11 protein-coding genes are annotated in these 16,616 nt (G+C 55.3%); 4 read left to right on the forward strand and 7 right to left on the reverse strand.

The genetic code is table 11. The features are described 5' to 3' along the window. Window positions 1–25: 25 nt before the first annotated feature. Window positions 26–1,264, forward strand: coding sequence for a serine hydroxymethyltransferase (locus AAYN39_RS01560; RefSeq protein ID WP_000609328.1), 1,239 nt, complete (start codon window positions 26–28; stop codon window positions 1,262–1,264). Beyond that, on the forward strand, window positions 1,261–2,367 hold the full coding sequence (locus AAYN39_RS01565; RefSeq protein ID WP_000976816.1) for an alanine racemase: 1,107 nt from the start codon (window positions 1,261–1,263) through the stop codon (window positions 2,365–2,367). Before AAYN39_RS01560 ends, AAYN39_RS01565 begins: the two co-directional genes overlap by 4 nt. Here the strand turns inward: AAYN39_RS01565 and AAYN39_RS01570 are convergent. Further along, window positions 2,312–3,793, reverse strand: a complete 1,482-nt coding sequence (locus AAYN39_RS01570; RefSeq protein WP_001090459.1) for a PLP-dependent aminotransferase family protein — start codon at window positions 3,791–3,793, stop codon at window positions 2,312–2,314. The genes AAYN39_RS01565 and AAYN39_RS01570 overlap by 56 nt on opposite strands. 278 nt (window positions 3,794–4,071) lie before the next feature. Between AAYN39_RS01570 and metF the strand changes: the two genes are divergently transcribed. Next, window positions 4,072–4,962: a methylenetetrahydrofolate reductase gene (metF, locus tag AAYN39_RS01575; RefSeq protein WP_000007507.1), complete on the forward strand. Its 891-nt coding sequence runs from the start codon at window positions 4,072–4,074 to the stop codon at window positions 4,960–4,962. Between the two features lie 164 nt (window positions 4,963–5,126). Next, complete coding sequence (katG, locus tag AAYN39_RS01580) at window positions 5,127–7,307, forward strand: catalase/peroxidase HPI (protein ID WP_000108110.1); 2,181 nt, start codon at window positions 5,127–5,129, stop codon at window positions 7,305–7,307. Window positions 7,308–7,413: 106 nt separating this feature from the next. Here the strand turns inward: katG and AAYN39_RS01585 are convergent, their stop codons facing one another. The 6 genes from AAYN39_RS01585 to argE form a co-directional block, all read right to left on the reverse strand. Further along, entirely contained in the window at window positions 7,414–8,517 is a 1,104-nt protein-coding gene (locus AAYN39_RS01585; RefSeq protein ID WP_000374033.1) for a glycerol dehydrogenase, read from the reverse strand. An 11-nt stretch (window positions 8,518–8,528) separates the two neighbouring features. Then, the gene (fsa, locus tag AAYN39_RS01590) at window positions 8,529–9,191 is read right to left on the reverse strand and encodes a fructose-6-phosphate aldolase (RefSeq protein ID WP_000424865.1); all 663 of its coding nucleotides are present in this window, start codon (window positions 9,189–9,191) and stop codon (window positions 8,529–8,531) included. Window positions 9,192–9,445: 254 nt separating this feature from the next. Then, window positions 9,446–10,282 carry an AraC family transcriptional regulator gene (locus AAYN39_RS01595; protein WP_000274601.1) on the reverse strand — a complete coding sequence of 279 codons (837 nt, stop codon included), beginning with the start codon at window positions 10,280–10,282 and terminating at the stop codon, window positions 9,446–9,448. Between the two features lie 160 nt (window positions 10,283–10,442). Continuing rightward, entirely contained in the window at window positions 10,443–12,176 is a 1,734-nt protein-coding gene (locus tag AAYN39_RS01600) for a phosphoethanolamine transferase CptA (RefSeq protein ID WP_001192092.1), read from the reverse strand. Between the two features lie 201 nt (window positions 12,177–12,377). Beyond that, window positions 12,378–15,029: a phosphoenolpyruvate carboxylase gene (gene ppc, locus AAYN39_RS01605; RefSeq protein ID WP_001005544.1), complete on the reverse strand. Its 2,652-nt coding sequence runs from the start codon at window positions 15,027–15,029 to the stop codon at window positions 12,378–12,380. 368 nt (window positions 15,030–15,397) lie between these two features. Beyond that, complete coding sequence (argE, locus tag AAYN39_RS01610) at window positions 15,398–16,549, reverse strand: acetylornithine deacetylase (RefSeq protein WP_000800208.1); 1,152 nt, start codon at window positions 16,547–16,549, stop codon at window positions 15,398–15,400. Window positions 16,550–16,616: the final 67 nt, after the last annotated feature.

Raw genomic sequence — 16,616 nt, forward strand, 5'->3', positions numbered from 1 at the left:
TATGATGAATTTTCGGGGGAACCGCATGATAAACAACGATCCGCTTTTTGATTTACTTAATAAAGAGCAACAGCGCCAGCAGCACTCGCTGGAACTGATTGCCTCGGAGAATTTCGCCAGCCCTGCCGTTCTTGCGGCACAAGGGTCGGTGTTAACCAATAAATACGCCGAAGGCTATTACCAGCACCGCTACTACGGCGGCTGTAAGTTCATTGATGAGGTTGAGATGCTGGCGATAACCCGCGCGCAGCAACTTTTCGGCGCGCGTTATGTTAACGTGCAGCCTCACTCCGGCAGCCAGGCGAATCAGGCGGTATATCTGGCGCTGCTGAAACCCGGCGACAAAATTCTGGGCATGAGCCTGCAATGCGGCGGCCATCTCACTCACGGCTCGCCGGTCAATCAATCCGGCAAATGGTTTAACGCCTTTCACTATGGCGTCGATGCGCATAGCGGTCTTATTGATATGGATGAGGTTGAGACGATCGCGAAGCGTGAGCGCCCGCGGCTGATTATCGCCGGGGGATCGGCCTACCCACGACACTATGATTTTGCCCGCTTTCGCCGCATTGCCGATGCCGTCGGCGCGATGCTGCTGGTGGATATGGCGCATTTTGCCGGGCTGGTGGCGGGCGGCTGTTTCCCCTCGCCGCTGGCGTATGCCGATGTGATTACCGCCACCACGCATAAAACGTTGCGCGGGCCGCGTGGCGGCATGATTCTGACCAACGACGCCCGGCTGGCGAAAAAAATCGACAGCGCCATCTTTCCCGGCTTGCAGGGCGGGCCGTTGATGCACGTTATCGCGGCTAAAGCGGTGGCGCTTGGCGAAGCGCTACAGCCTGAATTTAAACGTTACGCCGGGCAGGTAATCGAAAATGCGCAAGCGATGTGCCAGCAACTGGCGCAGCGCGGCCTGACGCTGTTAACGGGCGGTACCGACTGCCATCTGGGCATTATCGACCTGCGCCCGCAGGGGTTAACCGGCGCTCAGGTGGAATACTTTCTCGAACTGGCGGGGATCACGGTCAATAAAAACACGTTGCTAGGCGATCCACAGCCGCCGTCGATTACCTCCGGGATTCGCATTGGCAGCGCAGCCTGCGCCACCCGCGGGATGAAGGCCGATGATTTTACGCTGATCGCGGACTGGATCAGTGAAATTATTTTTGCCATCAAGACGCCGAATATTGCAGATATTTGCGCCGATATTCGGCAAAAAGTGACTAAATTAACCACCAACTATCCGTTGCCTTACCAATGATGAAACTTGCTGAAATTCAGGCGGCGTGCGGCGTTCTTTGTGTAGATCTCGCCGCTGTCGTTGACAATTATCAAACGCTGGCGCGCCATGTCGCCCCCGCGCAATGCGGCGCAGTACTGAAAGCCAATGGCTATGGCTTGGGGGCGGAGGCGATTGCGCCAGCCCTGTATGCGGCCAATTGCCGGATCTTTTTTGTCGCGCAACTTTCTGAAGGGGTGGCGCTACGTAACATCCTGTCGGCTGACGCGATGGTGGTGTTGCTTAATGGCGTCATGCCGCAGGCGATGCCGTTTTGTTGCGCGCAACAGATCACACCATTGTTGAATTCCGTTGACCAGGTGATGACGTGGCTGGCGTTACAGGAGGCTCGGTCGCAGCGGCGTCCGGTCTTGATCCAGCTTGACTCTGGTATGTCGCGGCTGGGGGTGACGCCGGAGCAACTGGCGCGGCTGGCCGCGATTTTTCGCCAGCGTGGCTGGGCTGCGCCAGACTATATCATCAGCCATCTGGCCAACGCCGACAGGCCGGATCATGCGTTAAATGTCTATCAGCATACGCTACTCCAGCAGGCAAAAAAGGCATTCCCAACCAGCCGTTATTCGCTGGCAAATTCCTGCGGTATGTTTCTGCATCCGGCCTGGCGGGAAGATCTTTGCCGTCCGGGCGTTGCGCTGTTCGGCGTCGCCCAGCCGTGGTTTTCAACGCCGTTAAAACCGGCATTTACGCTGACGTTGACCATTTTGCGCGTGCAAGACGTGCCGGTTGGGACGCCGATTGGCTACGGCAGTACGGTTACTACCACTCGCCCGCTGCGTATCGCCACGGTATCCGCCGGATACGCTGATGGGATTCCGCGTAATTTGCGTCCTCCGGCGGGCGTGTGCTGGCGCGGGGTTCGGTTGCCGGTGTTGGGGCGGGTCTGCATGGACAGCTTTATGGTGGACGCCAGCGCCATCATGCCAACGTCTGGCGATGTTGTGGAGTTTATTGGCGTGAGCCAGACGCTGGAAGAGGTTGCTGCCGCCTGCGATACCATCCCTTATGAGATTATGGCCCGGCTTGGCGCACGTTTTCGGCGCATAATGCAGCCCGCAGAAGCTTGACTCCATTTTCAATCTCGTAGGGGGTAAACGCGGCGAATCCCAACAGCCAGCCCGTGGGCGCGGGGTGCGTCAGCCAGAACTGGCGCATCCCGGCGATGTTTAACCCGGCCCGCCGCGCGGCGTTAAGGGTCTGTTGTTCGTCAATACCTTCATGCAGCCAGCAGGGCATTTGTAATCCTCCGGGCGTCACTACCGGCGTCACCCAATCACTAAGATGCTGGTTGATGGCCTGCGCCAGGCACGCCTGCCGCACCGCGTACATACTGCGCATGGTGCGGATATGGGCGGCAAAATGGCCGGATGCGATAAATCGCGCCAGCGTCAATTGGGTCAACGCGGGCGTTGCGCCATCAAGCAAATTACGCGCAGCGGCAAAGTGCGCGGCCAGCGACGCAGGCACCACCAGATAACCAATGCGCAGACCGGGGTAGAGCGTTTTGCTGAAGGTGCCGACATACAGGGTGCGCTGCTCGCGATCTAACCCCTGCATACAGGCGACGGGCGCGCCGTTGTAGTGAAATTCACTGTCGTAGTCATCTTCGATAATCCAGGCATTATGCGCCTGTGCCCAGTCAATCAGGGCATGACGCCGCGCCAGAGAGAGCAAATGACCGGAGGGAAACTGGTGCGACGGCGTAACGTAAACCAGCGGCGCAGGCGGCAGTTTATCCACCCGAATACCGTCTCCATCGACTTCAATGGGAAGAAGGTTGAGCTGTGCGGCAGAGAATGCCTGACGCGCGCCGGGATAGCCTGGATTTTCCATCACCACCGACTGCCCGGCCTCTGCCAGCAGTTGCCCGCATAGCCAGAATGCCTGACGCGCGCCACTGACAATCACAATCTGCTGCGCGTCGACCTTCGCGCCGCGTTCAAAATTGAGATAATGGGCAATTTGCTGGCGCAGTTCCTGCTCTCCCTGCGGATCGCCATGCAGCATTAGCGTATGCGCCCGCTCGCGCTGGATCTGGCGGGCAAAATTCTGCCAAATGGTTTGCGGGAAGTTTCGCGTTTCCGCAAGGCCGAGCGTAAACGTCTGCACCCGGCGGGCATCGAAAGATACGGCGCGATCGGCAATCGTCTGCCAGCGGGCGCTAAGCGTGGGCGTCTGGCGAGGCGATGGCGGCAGGCTGTGCTGCCCCTGAATATGCGGAACCCCCTGGCGGCTGGCGAAACTCCCGGCCCCTTGCCTGCGGGTCATAAAGCCGTCGCGCTGAAGCTGGGAATAGGCATTTTCGACGGTATCCCTGGAAAGGTGCAGCCGCTGGGCCAGCGCGCGAGCGGAAGGTAGCTTTGCGCCATCAGCCAACGCACCGGAAATTACCAATTGGCGAAAAGCGTGGTACAGGCGCAGATGCAGCGGTAGATTGCGCCACGCTTGCGCGTCGATCATGATATGTATCGACTCGAAATTCGCTGTGTTCATCTTCTGGTTCCCCCGTCCCTGCGTCGCCAAAGTCGTTGAATCATATCATTTACGCCTTATTTTTTATGTGTTGAAGAACACCCGGAACCGTATGAAGAAGGTATTGCTCAAGATGATGGAGAATGAAGTTTTTTCAACTTTGCTGAATATTCCTCATTCTTTGGCGTGATTTTTCAGTTGACGTCCTTCCGCTTTTCCGTCATTTTTACATCTGGACGTCTAAACGGATAGATGTTTACAGCACAACAAATAATAACATGCGATTGATGAGGTAAGGTATGAGCTTTTTTCACGCCAACCAGCGGGAAGCCCTGAATCAGAGCCTGGCGGAAGTACAGGGTCAGATTAACGTTTCGTTTGAATTTTTCCCGCCGCGCACCAGTGAAATGGAGCAAACCCTGTGGAACTCCATCGATCGCCTGAGCAGCCTGAAACCGAAGTTTGTTTCGGTAACGTATGGCGCCAACTCCGGGGAACGTGACCGCACTCATAGTGTTATTAAAGGCATTAAAGAGCGTACTGGGCTTGAGGCCGCGCCGCACCTTACCTGTATTGACGCCACGCGCGATGAACTGCGCACCATCGCCCGCGACTACTGGAATAACGGTATCCGCCACATTGTTGCTTTGCGCGGCGATTTGCCGCCGGGCAGCGGTAAGCCGGAGATGTACGCCGCCGATCTGGTTGGTTTGCTCAAAGAGGTGGCCGATTTCGATATTTCAGTAGCGGCCTATCCGGAGGTACATCCGGAAGCGAAAAGCGCGCAGGCCGATCTGCTTAATCTGAAGCGTAAAGTGGATGCTGGCGCTAACCGCGCGATAACCCAATTTTTCTTCGATGTGGAAAGCTATCTGCGTTTTCGCGACCGCTGTGTTTCCGCCGGTATCGACGTAGAAATTATTCCCGGCATTTTACCGGTGTCTAACTTTAAACAGGCGAAAAAATTTGCCGATATGACCAATGTCCGCATTCCGTCCTGGATGTCGCTGATGTTTGAGGGGCTGGATGATGACGCAGAAACCCGCAAGCTGGTGGGCGCTAACATTGCGATGGACATGGTGAAAATTTTAAGCCGCGAAGGAGTGAAGGATTTCCACTTCTACACGTTGAATCGTGCGGAAATGAGTTATGCCATTTGCCACACGCTGGGCGTAAGACCGGGTTTATAACCTCCAGCTCCCTGCCGGGAGCTTTATTACAACTCATATTGATCTACATCTCTGTAACTAAAAATATAAAAGGTATTAGCTATCGAATCTGTGGATTAATTCAACTATATCTATTTGCTCCTGGTGTATATCGTAACGGTAACACTTTAAAAGGGAGCTGAGATATGAGCACGACCGACGATACCCATAACACGTTATCCACTGGAAAATGTCCTTTCCATCAGGGGGGGCATGACCGAAGCGCAGGCGCAGGGACTGCCAGCCGCGACTGGTGGCCGAACCAGCTTCGTGTGGATCTTTTGAATCAACATTCCAACCGTTCTAACCCGCTGGGCGAAGACTTTGACTACCGCAAAGAGTTTAGCAAGTTAGACTACTCCGCCCTGAAAGGGGATCTCAAGGCGCTGCTGACCGATTCACAACCGTGGTGGCCCGCCGACTGGGGCAGCTATGTCGGTTTGTTTATTCGTATGGCCTGGCATGGCGCTGGCACCTACCGTTCTATTGATGGTCGTGGCGGCGCGGGTCGTGGTCAACAGCGTTTTGCGCCGCTTAACTCCTGGCCGGATAACGTCAGCCTGGATAAGGCGCGTCGTTTGTTGTGGCCGATTAAGCAGAAATATGGCCAGAAAATTTCCTGGGCCGACCTGTTTATTCTGGCGGGTAACGTGGCGCTGGAAAACTCCGGCTTCCGTACCTTCGGTTTCGGCGCCGGGCGTGAAGATGTCTGGGAACCGGATCTGGATGTGAACTGGGGCGATGAAAAAGCCTGGTTGACTCACCGACACCCTGAAGCGCTGGCAAAAGCGCCGCTGGGCGCGACCGAGATGGGCCTTATCTACGTTAACCCGGAGGGGCCGGATCACAGCGGCGAACCACTTTCTGCCGCCGCCGCTATTCGCGCTACCTTTGGCAATATGGGGATGAACGACGAAGAGACCGTGGCGTTGATCGCTGGCGGGCATACCCTCGGTAAAACCCACGGCGCGGCAGCAGCATCCCATGTAGGGGCCGATCCGGAAGCCGCGCCGATTGAAGCGCAGGGCTTAGGTTGGGCCAGCAGCTATGGTAGCGGCGTTGGCGCGGATGCTATTACCTCCGGGCTGGAAGTGGTCTGGACGCAGACGCCGACCCAGTGGAGCAACTATTTCTTCGAGAACCTGTTCAAATATGAGTGGGTACAAACCCGTAGTCCGGCTGGCGCTATCCAGTTTGAAGCGGTAGACGCGCCGGATATCATCCCGGACCCGTTCGATCCGTCGAAAAAACGTAAGCCAACCATGCTGGTCACCGACCTGACGCTGCGTTTTGATCCGGAGTTCGAGAAGATTTCCCGTCGTTTCCTTAACGATCCACAGGCCTTTAATGAAGCCTTTGCTCGTGCCTGGTTCAAACTGACGCACAGAGATATGGGACCAAAAGCGCGTTACATCGGACCGGAAGTGCCGAAAGAAGATCTGATCTGGCAGGACCCGTTGCCGCAACCGCTCTACCAGCCAACGCAGGAAGACATTATCAACCTGAAAGCGGCGATCGCTGCATCCGGGCTTTCTATTAGCGAGATGGTTTCGGTTGCCTGGGCATCCGCGTCTACTTTCCGCGGCGGCGATAAGCGTGGCGGCGCTAACGGCGCGCGTCTGGCATTAGCGCCTCAGCGCGACTGGGAGGTCAACGCCGTTGCGGCTCGCGTTCTGCCGGTATTAGAAGCGCTCCAGAAAACGACGAATAAAGCCTCGCTGGCCGATATTATTGTGCTGGCGGGCGTGGTCGGTATCGAGCAGGCGGCCGCTGCTGCGGGTGTCAGCATCAGCGTACCTTTTGCGCCGGGCCGGGTGGATGCGCGTCAGGATCAGACCGACATCGAGATGTTCTCGCTGCTTGAACCGATTGCCGATGGATTCCGTAACTATCGTGCGCGTCTGGATGTGTCGACGACCGAATCGCTGTTGATTGATAAAGCGCAGCAGTTAACGTTGACCGCGCCGGAAATGACGGTACTGGTTGGCGGGATGCGTGTGCTGGGAACCAACTTTGACGGCAGCCAGAACGGTGTCTTTACCGACAGACCGGGCGTGCTCAGCACTGACTTCTTCGCTAATCTGCTGGATATGCGTTACGAGTGGAAGCCCACCGACGACGCTAATGAGCTGTTCGAAGGCCGGGATCGCCTGACTGGCGAGGTAAAATACACGGCAACCCGCGCCGATCTGGTGTTTGGTTCCAACTCCGTACTGCGCGCGCTGGCGGAAGTTTACGCGTGTAGCGATGCGCACGAGAAGTTTGTGAAGGACTTCGTCGCGGCATGGGTGAAAGTGATGAACCTGGACCGTTTCGATCTGTTGTAAATCTTATGCCGGATGACGCTAACGCTTATCCGGCCTACCGTCTCATATGCCCACCGGGCAAAAAAATCCCCGCGCAATTGCGGGGATTTTTCATTGCAAGCCGACCTTATTCCCATTCCTGCAAGAAGCGTTGACCGTACTGGTCGGCGACCAGCAGCGCGGCGTACACTTCATCCGGCGTTGCGCCGCCAGGCATGTTATGAATAGTTTCACCTTCTGCGCAGGAGGCTTCCGCGACGATGCGCATTTTGGCCGGGATATCCTGCTTAATATCCAGTTGCGCCAGCGTAATCGGCAGGCCAACGGAATGGCACAGCGCAGCAACGGTTTCGATTTCTTCGACCGACGCGTTTTCCAGCACCAGTTGCGTCAGCGTACCGAAAGCGACCTTCTCCCCGTGATAATAGTGGTGCGCATCCGGAATCGCCGTTAAACCGTTATGAATCGCGTGCGCTGCGGCCAGACCGCCGCTTTCAAAACCGACCCCGCTCAGGTAGGTGTTGGCTTCGATGACACGTTCCAGCGCTGGCGTGACGACGTGCTGTTCGGCGGCCAACATGGCTTTTTCGCCTTCTTCGATCAGCGTGTTATAGCATAGCTCCGCCAGGGCCAGCGCGGCCTGTGTACACTTGCCGCCCGCCATTGTGGTGGCGCCGCTGCGTGAGCAGGCGCGCGCTTCAAACCAGGTCGCCAGCGCATCGCCGATACCGGCTGCCAGCAGACGCGCCGGCGCGCCCGCCACTATCTGCGTATCGACAATGACCATATTCGGGTTATGCGGCAGCAGCAGATAACGGTCAAACTCACCGGCATCGGTATAAATAACCGAGAGTGCGCTGCACGGTGCGTCGGTAGAGGCGATGGTCGGCGCGATAGCGACCGGGACGTTCATAAAGTGCGCCAGCGCTTTGGCGGTATCCAGCGTTTTACCGCCGCCGATACCCAGTACGGCGCCACACTGACTTTTTTCGGCGACGGCGCGCAGCCTGTCGATCTCATTTTGCGAACATTCGCCGCCAAACGGGGCGATTTCTACTGACAAACCGGCATCCGTCAGGCTTTTGCGCAGCGTCTCTTCGGCAAATCCCAGCACGAATTTATCGCCCACAACCAGCCAGTTGTTCGCCATTGGTTTTAAATAATCGCCAAGACGCGCGATGACGTTTGCACCCTGAATATACTTACCTGGTGACTGAATAATGCGATCCATACATTTCTCTCCTACAGGTTCAGATTACCAAAAGCGTTTTTCCAGTCTTGCTCAAACTTCTCTATTGCTGACTCTACCGCAGGCGTATTGAGCATTTGTTGCGCTACATCTAAAGGAAGGGTAATCGCCTGGCAACCTGCCAGTAAGCAATCCAGCGCCTGCCGCGGCGTTTTAAAGCTGGCCGCCAGTACCATGCTGTCGGGCGCGTGATGTTCCAGTAGCGTTTGCAGCTCCAGAACCATACGAATGCCATCGCCGCCCTGCGCATCAACGCGGTTGACGTAGGGAGCGACATATTTTGCGCCCGCCAGCGCCGCCAGCAGGCCCTGCGACGCGCTGTAGACGGCGGTGCCCAGCGTCACGATGCCTTCTTTTTTCAGCAATTTAATCGCTGCAAGGCCTTCGGCGGTTACCGGAATTTTAACCACAATGCCGGGGATGGCGTTATTCAGCCGTTTGGCTTCTTCCACCATCCCTTTCGCGTCGCGGCTCATGGTCTGCGCAAATAAAGTGCCTTCTTCGCCGATGGCGTTTTGCAGCCTGGGCAGCACATCCCAGATAGATTCTTTGCTGGCTGCCACAATGCTTGGATTGGTGGTGACGCCGGCAATCGGGAAAATGCGCGCCAGACGTTCAACTTCCGCCACGTTAGCGGTATCCAGATAGAGTTCCATAGTCTTTCTCTTCGTGAGTTTTCGTTATGGACAGGATAAAGGAGCGTGCCCCGGATGCGCTATGTGACAAATCTGCCAAAAACTGGACAAATGTGATGCTCTTGGTAAAGTGTGATTTACTTCACAAGTTGGTGATGATTAACGTATAACGTGCTGTTGTATGCCATGTGGGGGAGTGAGGTTTTTGCATTGATATTACAATAATCCAGTAAATGCGCGTTTTATCTACTGTATTCTCTTTATTGGCGTGTGGATTATTTCTCCGTTAGCTGGCTGTGATACTGGCGGCGATACTCCGAAGGCGAACGTTCCGTATTTTTGCGAAACAGGCGGCAGAAATAGTTACTGTCGACAAAGCCGCAGCGGTGCGCCACCTCTTTCACTTTCAGGTCATAGCCCTTCAGCAACGTTTTGGCGTGTTCCAGTCGCGTATGGTTCAGGTATTCGTTAAAGCCGATGGCTCCCGTTTTCTGGAACAGGTGCGAGAGGTAATTTGGCGAGATATAAAACGCCTGTGCTACCGATTCGCGCGTCAACGGCGCGGCGTAGCGTTCATCAATATACTCCCGAATGGCTTCAAAAAGCGCACGGCTACGGGAGGCGGTCTGGATTTGGCTGCCGAGCAGATCGCGGCAATGGCTTAGTAGGCTGGCGACAATCAATCTGGCCGTTTGCTGCTCTTGCGGCTGCATCTGCATCTCATTAAGCGTTTGTAACAGGAACGAGCCGATACGCGGGCCACGGCGCGCAACGTGCTGTTTCGTGAGGTTTTGATGCTGCTGACCGTCCCAGTAGACCACGCTGAAACCTAACTGCTGTTTGCCAAACAGAATGCTCAGGGTGGTGACGGGCGTTTGCCACTGCGGGATGTTCCAGCCGCCAGCCGGAACGTAGAGAACATCGCAAGGAATGAGCGGGGCGGTAATGCTCATGTCAGTAAGCTCGCCCTCCAGCACAATCTCCAGCCGCGGAAAATCCACCTGGTACGCCAGTTCCGGCGCTGGGCCGCTGGCGCTGGCAAAATAAATCTGGCGCAGCGGCAGCGGGCCGTTGATGAGACGGGAGAGAAGGTGGCTGACGTCGTGATACATGATAATCCCCTGCCGATCGCAAACAGAGGAAACAGTAACGTCGAAAACCGATGTCCTCAAGCAATTATTGCCGGATAGCGGCGCTTTGCGCCTTATCCGGACTACGGGAGAGAAGAACGCCAGGCCCGATAAGCGTTAGCGTTATCGGGCAACATACAGGCTATTGATTACCGACCTGATCGCCATACGGCAACGTATCATAATCAATCAGCGCGTTTTTCTTATACGGGTTGCCAATCCAGCGCGTGGTCTCTTTGAACTGCGGGTTGGTGATGGAACGCGTCGGGTCGTAACCATCATAGGTCAGGCCCGCTAAGTCCGACCAGGTATGGATAAGCTCGGAACTGCTGTACTTACGATCGACATCCTGTGAGAAGTCGCGCGGATGCGCCGCCTGCCATTTCTCTGAGGTCCACAGCAGGAACGGCACCGTATACATATGACGGGTTGGCGAATCTTCGTTTCGTCCCTGCGTCTTATGCGGCGGCGTGTCATACACTTCTTCACCGTGGTCGGAGAAGTAGAGCAGGAAACCGTTCGGATCGGTCGCTTTATAGTCCTTAATCAGGCTGGCGACAACATAGTCGTTATACAGGTTCGCGTTGTCGTAATCGTTATACGATTCCAGTTCGTCGCTGCTTAATCCCGGCGGAACATGGTCGGTTTTACCATCAAACTTGCCCTGGTTTTCTGGATAGCGGAACTTGTATTTAATGTGCGTTCCCAGCAGATGCACAATAATGAATTTTTTCGGCGCCGGGTCGGCTAACACCGCTTTAAACGGCGCCAGCACGTTGCTGTCATATTCGCGCGCGCTTTGAGTGCGCTGCTGGTTCATATAGAACTGCTTATCAGTCTGCTTAGAGAACACGGTCAGCATGGTATTACGCGCCGTCATCGTCTGCTGGTTAGTGATCCAGAAGGTTTTATACCCGGCCTGTTTCATCATATTCATCAGCGATGGCTTCGTCAGATACCAGTCCGGGTTCTTTTCGTCCGCGAACGTTAGCGCCTGTTGCAGGATCTCAATGGTGTACGGTCGCGAAGTTACCACATTATTAAACACGGTCAGCCCGGGGTCGGTTTTATGCAGCGCGTCCAGTTCCGGCGTGGTTTCGCGCGGATAACCGTACAGACTCATACGGCCACGCTGGGTCGATTCGCCAATCACCAGTACCAGTGTGCGCGGCGCATCGCCGGAGTGGTCCTGGAAGTTAGCCAGCGGCGGCAGGGCATCGTTTTCATTCAGCAGTTTATTCAGCGAGGCGAGCTGTAAACGGTACTGATAGTAGCCAGTAATAAATTGCCACGGAGCGGCGGGTTCCATTCGTGACGCCAGGCTATCCAGCGTTTTCTCCATCGACTTATGCTTGATAAAGGTATTCATCGCGATGGGATGGAGGATCAGCCCGTACAGCAGGGCAAACGACACCAGATAACGCCAGGGGGATGGAATATAAACCGGGCGCAGACGTGTCCACAGCAAAATCGCCGCCACCGTATAAGCCAGCGCGACAAGAACAATTTTCAGACTGAAATATTGGCTTAAATATTCGCTGGCTTCATTGGCGTTGGTTTCAAACATCACAAACAGCACGCTTTGCGAGAACTCCTGCCCGTAGATTACGTAATAGCTCAGCGCCGCCAGCGAGGCGGCCCAGAGTACGACGCCAATAACGGCAGCAATAACCCGGATGCGGCCTGGAAACAAAAAGACCGGGATCAGCCATAGTGAGCTGTACAGTAGCGAATCCCGCAGACCGTTTGTCCCACTGTATCCGGTGAGATAAATAATGGCCTGCAGGAGGGTGGAAAAGAACCAAAAGTAGAGCAGTGCCCAGCCCAGGGCTTTCCAGCTAAACGCGGGTTTAGTCTGGAGTAATGTGGATTGCATAATGAGAGCCTGTCTTTAATCGTAGCGCCAAACGTAACGCCTGAACCTTAAAAGAATCTGAAGCAAACCTGCTTTATGCCGCACGTTTTGCTAAGAAAGATTTATAAATGCAGACAGGAATATATTGAAAAAATGACGAGGATGACAGCAGTATTTCATGCCGCCCCCACATAACTGCGTGAGGGCGGCTTTCTTTTGGCGTTAGCCGGTGTTGCGCATACCGGCGGCGACGCCCGCAATCGTGACCATCAACGCCTGTTCGACGCGAGGATCGGGCGATTTGCCCTGCTCTTCAGTCAGACGGGAACGATACAGCAATTCGGCCTGCAACACGTTTAATGGATCGGTATAAACGTTTCTTAACTGAATGGACTCCGCAATCCACGGTAAGTCGGCCATCAGGTGCGAATCGTTGGCAATCGCCAGCACCACTTTAATGTCTTCTTCCAGTAGGTCTCGTAGCTCTTTGCCCAGCGGCCAAAGCGTTTTCGCCACCAGGCGCTGATCGTAATAGTCGGCCAGCCACAGGTCGGCTTTCGAGAACACCATTTCCAGCATCCCAAGACGCGTGGAGAAGAACGGCCAGTCGCGGCACATGGCTTCCAGTTCGCTTTGTTTACCGTCTTCCACCACTTTTTGCAGCGCAGTACCCGCGCCCAGCCAGGCTGGCAGCATCAGGCGGTTTTGCGTCCAGGCGAAGATCCACGGAATCGCGCGCAGCGATTCGACGCCGCCAGTTGGACGACGTTTCGCCGGACGTGAGCCGAGCGGCAATTTGCCCAGCTCTTGTTCCGGCGTCGCGGAGCGGAAGTACGGTACAAAGTCTTTATTTTCGCGCACGTAACCGCGGTAGGTTTCACAGGAGATGACGGAAAGCTCATCCATAATATGACGCCAGCTGTCTTTCGGTTCCGGCGGCGGCAGCAGGTTTGCTTCCAGAATTGCGCTGGTGTAGAGCGAGAGGCTGCTGACGGTGACTTCCGGCAGGCCGTATTTGAAGCGGATCATCTCGCCCTGCTCGGTCACGCGCAGACCGCCTTTCAGACTGCCTGGCGGTTGCGAAAGCAGCGCCGCGTGGGCTGGCGCGCCGCCACGGCCAATAGAGCCGCCGCGGCCGTGGAAGAGAGTGAGCTCGATGCCGGCTTTTTCACAGGTTTTGATCAGGGCGTCCTGCGCCTGATACTGCGCCCATGACGCGGCCATAACGCCGGCGTCTTTTGCCGAGTCGGAGTAGCCGATCATGACCATCTGCTTACCCTGAATCAGCCCGCGATACCAGTCGATATTCAACAACTGGGTCATCACGTCGTCGGCATTGTTCAGGTCGTCGAGGGTTTCAAACAGCGGTGCGACCGGCATGGCAAAGCCGATACCTGCCTCTTTCAGCAGCAAATGCACAGCCAGCACATCAGACGGCGTTTTCGCCATAGAAATCACGTAGGCGGCGATCGACCCTTTTGGCGCTTCGGCAATAACCTTGCAGGTTTCAAGCACTTCGCGGGTATCGTTGCTCGGCTCCCAGTTACGCGGCAGCAGCGGACGTTTGGAGTTCAGCTCGCGGATCAGGAAGGCCTGCTTGTCGGCTTCCGACCAGCTTTCGTAGTCGCCAATACCGAGGTAGCGGGTAATTTCGCCCAGCGCTTCGGTATGGCGGGTGCTCTCCTGACGGATATCAATACGCACCAGCGGTACGCCGAAACACTTCACGCGGCGGAGCGTGTCGAGTAACTCGCCGTTGGCGATAATGCCCATGCCACAGGCCTGTAACGACTGGTAGCAGGCGTACAGAGGTTCCCAGAGCTGCTCGTTTTGCGTCAGCAGGCCAGCCGGTTTGGGCAGCTTCTCGCCTTTCAGACGCGCTTCCAGCCAGGACTGGGTCGCCATCAGACGGGCGCGCAATTTTTTCATCAGGTAGCGATACGGCTCAGACGCGCCTTCTTCGCCCACTAACGCCAGCAGCTCCGGCGTGGCGTCGACCATCGACAGTTCTGATACCAGGACATGAATGTCTTTCAGGAACAGATCGGTGGCTTTCCAGCGGCTTAACAAGAGTACGTGGCGGGTGATCTCCGCCGTCACGTTCGGGTTGCCGTCTCGGTCGCCGCCCATCCAGGAGGTAAAACGTACCGGCACAAAATCCACCGGCAATTTGTAGCCGAGATTTTCTTCCAGTTGTTCATTCAGTTCACGCAGATAGTTAGGTACGCCCTGCCACAGGCTGTTCTCAACCACGGCGAAGCCCCATTTGGCTTCATCCACCGGGCTTGGGCGCTGCTTGCGGATCTCATCCGTATGCCAGGATTGGGCAATCAACTGGCGCAGGCGACGCATCACCTGGTGGCGTTCGTAGTCGGCGATATCGGTATTATCAAGCTGTTTCAGACAGTTATTGATTTCCCCCATCTTGTGAATAAGCGTACGGCGGGTAATTTCTGTCGGGTGGGCGGTTAGCACCAACTCCAAAGACAGCGACTCTACCGCTTTTTTGATGGTTGCGTCGTTGAGGTCCGGTTGGTTTTTCAGTTTACGCAGAGTGTGGGCAATCACTTCCGGGTTGCTGGCGGCTTCGCCTTTTGGCGAAATGCTGTGGTATTGCTCGGCAGTATTGGCCAGGTTCAGGAACTGACTAAACGCGCGCGCAACTGGCAGCAGCTCGTCATTAGACAAATTTTGTAGCGTGGTGAGCAGCTCCTGGCGATTAGCTTCATTGCCGGCGCGTGAAGATTTGGATAGCTTACGGATTGTTTCTACGCGATCAAGAATGTGCTCTCCCAGCGCATCCTTGATGGTTTCTCCCAGCACCTTGCCGAGCATACTGACATTACTACGCAACGCGGAATATTGTTCGTTCATATGACCCCAGACACCCCATCTTTAATGTAATTGCCCTGTCTCTTTCATGCCACAGCGGCAGTGGCTGCGCTCGCCCGTATGCTAGTTCTGCGGAATGGGCTCGTTTGCCGCCTTGCTGTGACGTGAAATTTTTCTGACTTTGCTTTTTAGCCGTCTTTTATAAAGCCACGTAAAACCCGTGGCGTCAATTACTGCGAAATCGGTTCAGCAAACGAAAAAATGGCGGTAATTTATTAAAGTTAATTCGCATCGTGCCAAATAAGAAATGCTTATGAACATGTGGCGTAGAGATGCCGGATGGCGCTGCGCTTATGCGGCCTACAAGACGGGGGAGGCCCGGTAAACATCGTGTCACCGGGCAATATGCATTAATGCCAGCAAAAATGGTGTACTACCTGGGTAATCAATTCCCGGGTTGGCTTAATAAAACGCGTTTCGAGATATTCATCCGGCTGATGCGCCTGATTAATTGAGCCCGGACCAAGCACCAGCGTTGGGCATAATGTCTGCATAAACGGCGCTTCAGTACAGTAGTTCACCACGTCGGTTTTTGTTCCCAACAGTTTTTCTACTACTTCAACCAGTTGGTGGTCCGGTGGACACTCGTAACCTGGAATCGGCGGATGTAATTCCGCCACCGTCAGGCGGCCCGGCCAGCGTTCGCTTACCGGAGCCAGCGCGTCGTTAAGCAGTCCATTAAGGTCGTTTAACGTCATGCCCGGCAGTGGACGAATATCCATATGCAATTCGCAGCAGGCGCAGATACGGTTTGAGGCATCGCCGCCGTGGATATGGCCCAGATTCAGCGTTGGATACGGAACGGTAAACGCCTCGTAGTGATACCGCGCTTTCAGCGAGTCACGCAGTTGCATGATATGGCCAATCGCATCGTGCATCAGTTCAATGGCGTTAACCCCACGCGCCGGGTCGCTGGAATGACCGGACTGCCCCAGGACGCGAACGACATTAGAGATATGCCCTTTGTGCGCGCGTATCGGTTGCAACGACGTCGGTTCGCCAATGATCGCGCAGTCCGGACGTAATGCCGTGGTTTCGGAAAAATAACGCGCCCCCGCCATGCTGGTCTCTTCATCGGCGGTCGCCAGAATGTAGAGCGGCTTTTTCAACTTTGTGACGTCAACGTCACGTAGCGCGTCCAGAATAAAAGCGAAGAAGCCTTTCATATCCGCAGTGCCCAGACCATAGAGCTTATTGTCGTGCTCGGTCAGCGTGAACGGGTCGCGCGTCCAGCGTCCGTCATCAAAGGGAACTGTGTCGGTATGGCCGGTCAGCAGCAAACCGCCCGCGCCATGTCCGGTGCTGGCGAGCATATTAAATTTGTTTCGCGTTCCTGGAACCGGTTGAACCTCTACGTTGAAACCAAGATCGCTGAACCAGCCTGCAAGCAAAGTGATTAAAGACGCATTACTTTGATCCAGGGATTCTTCGGTTGCGCTTATCGACGGTGTGGCAATCAGAGCGCGGTAAATCTCGATAAATGGCGGTAAAACGTTTTTCATTGTTGACACACCTCAGGTCATGATAGTATCAATATTCATGCATTAATTATGAATAAAAATACATTAA

Origin of the sequence: Salmonella sp. K21076, from assembly GCF_039650795.1 — a bacterium.
GTDB lineage: Bacteria > Pseudomonadota > Gammaproteobacteria > Enterobacterales > Enterobacteriaceae > Salmonella > Salmonella enterica.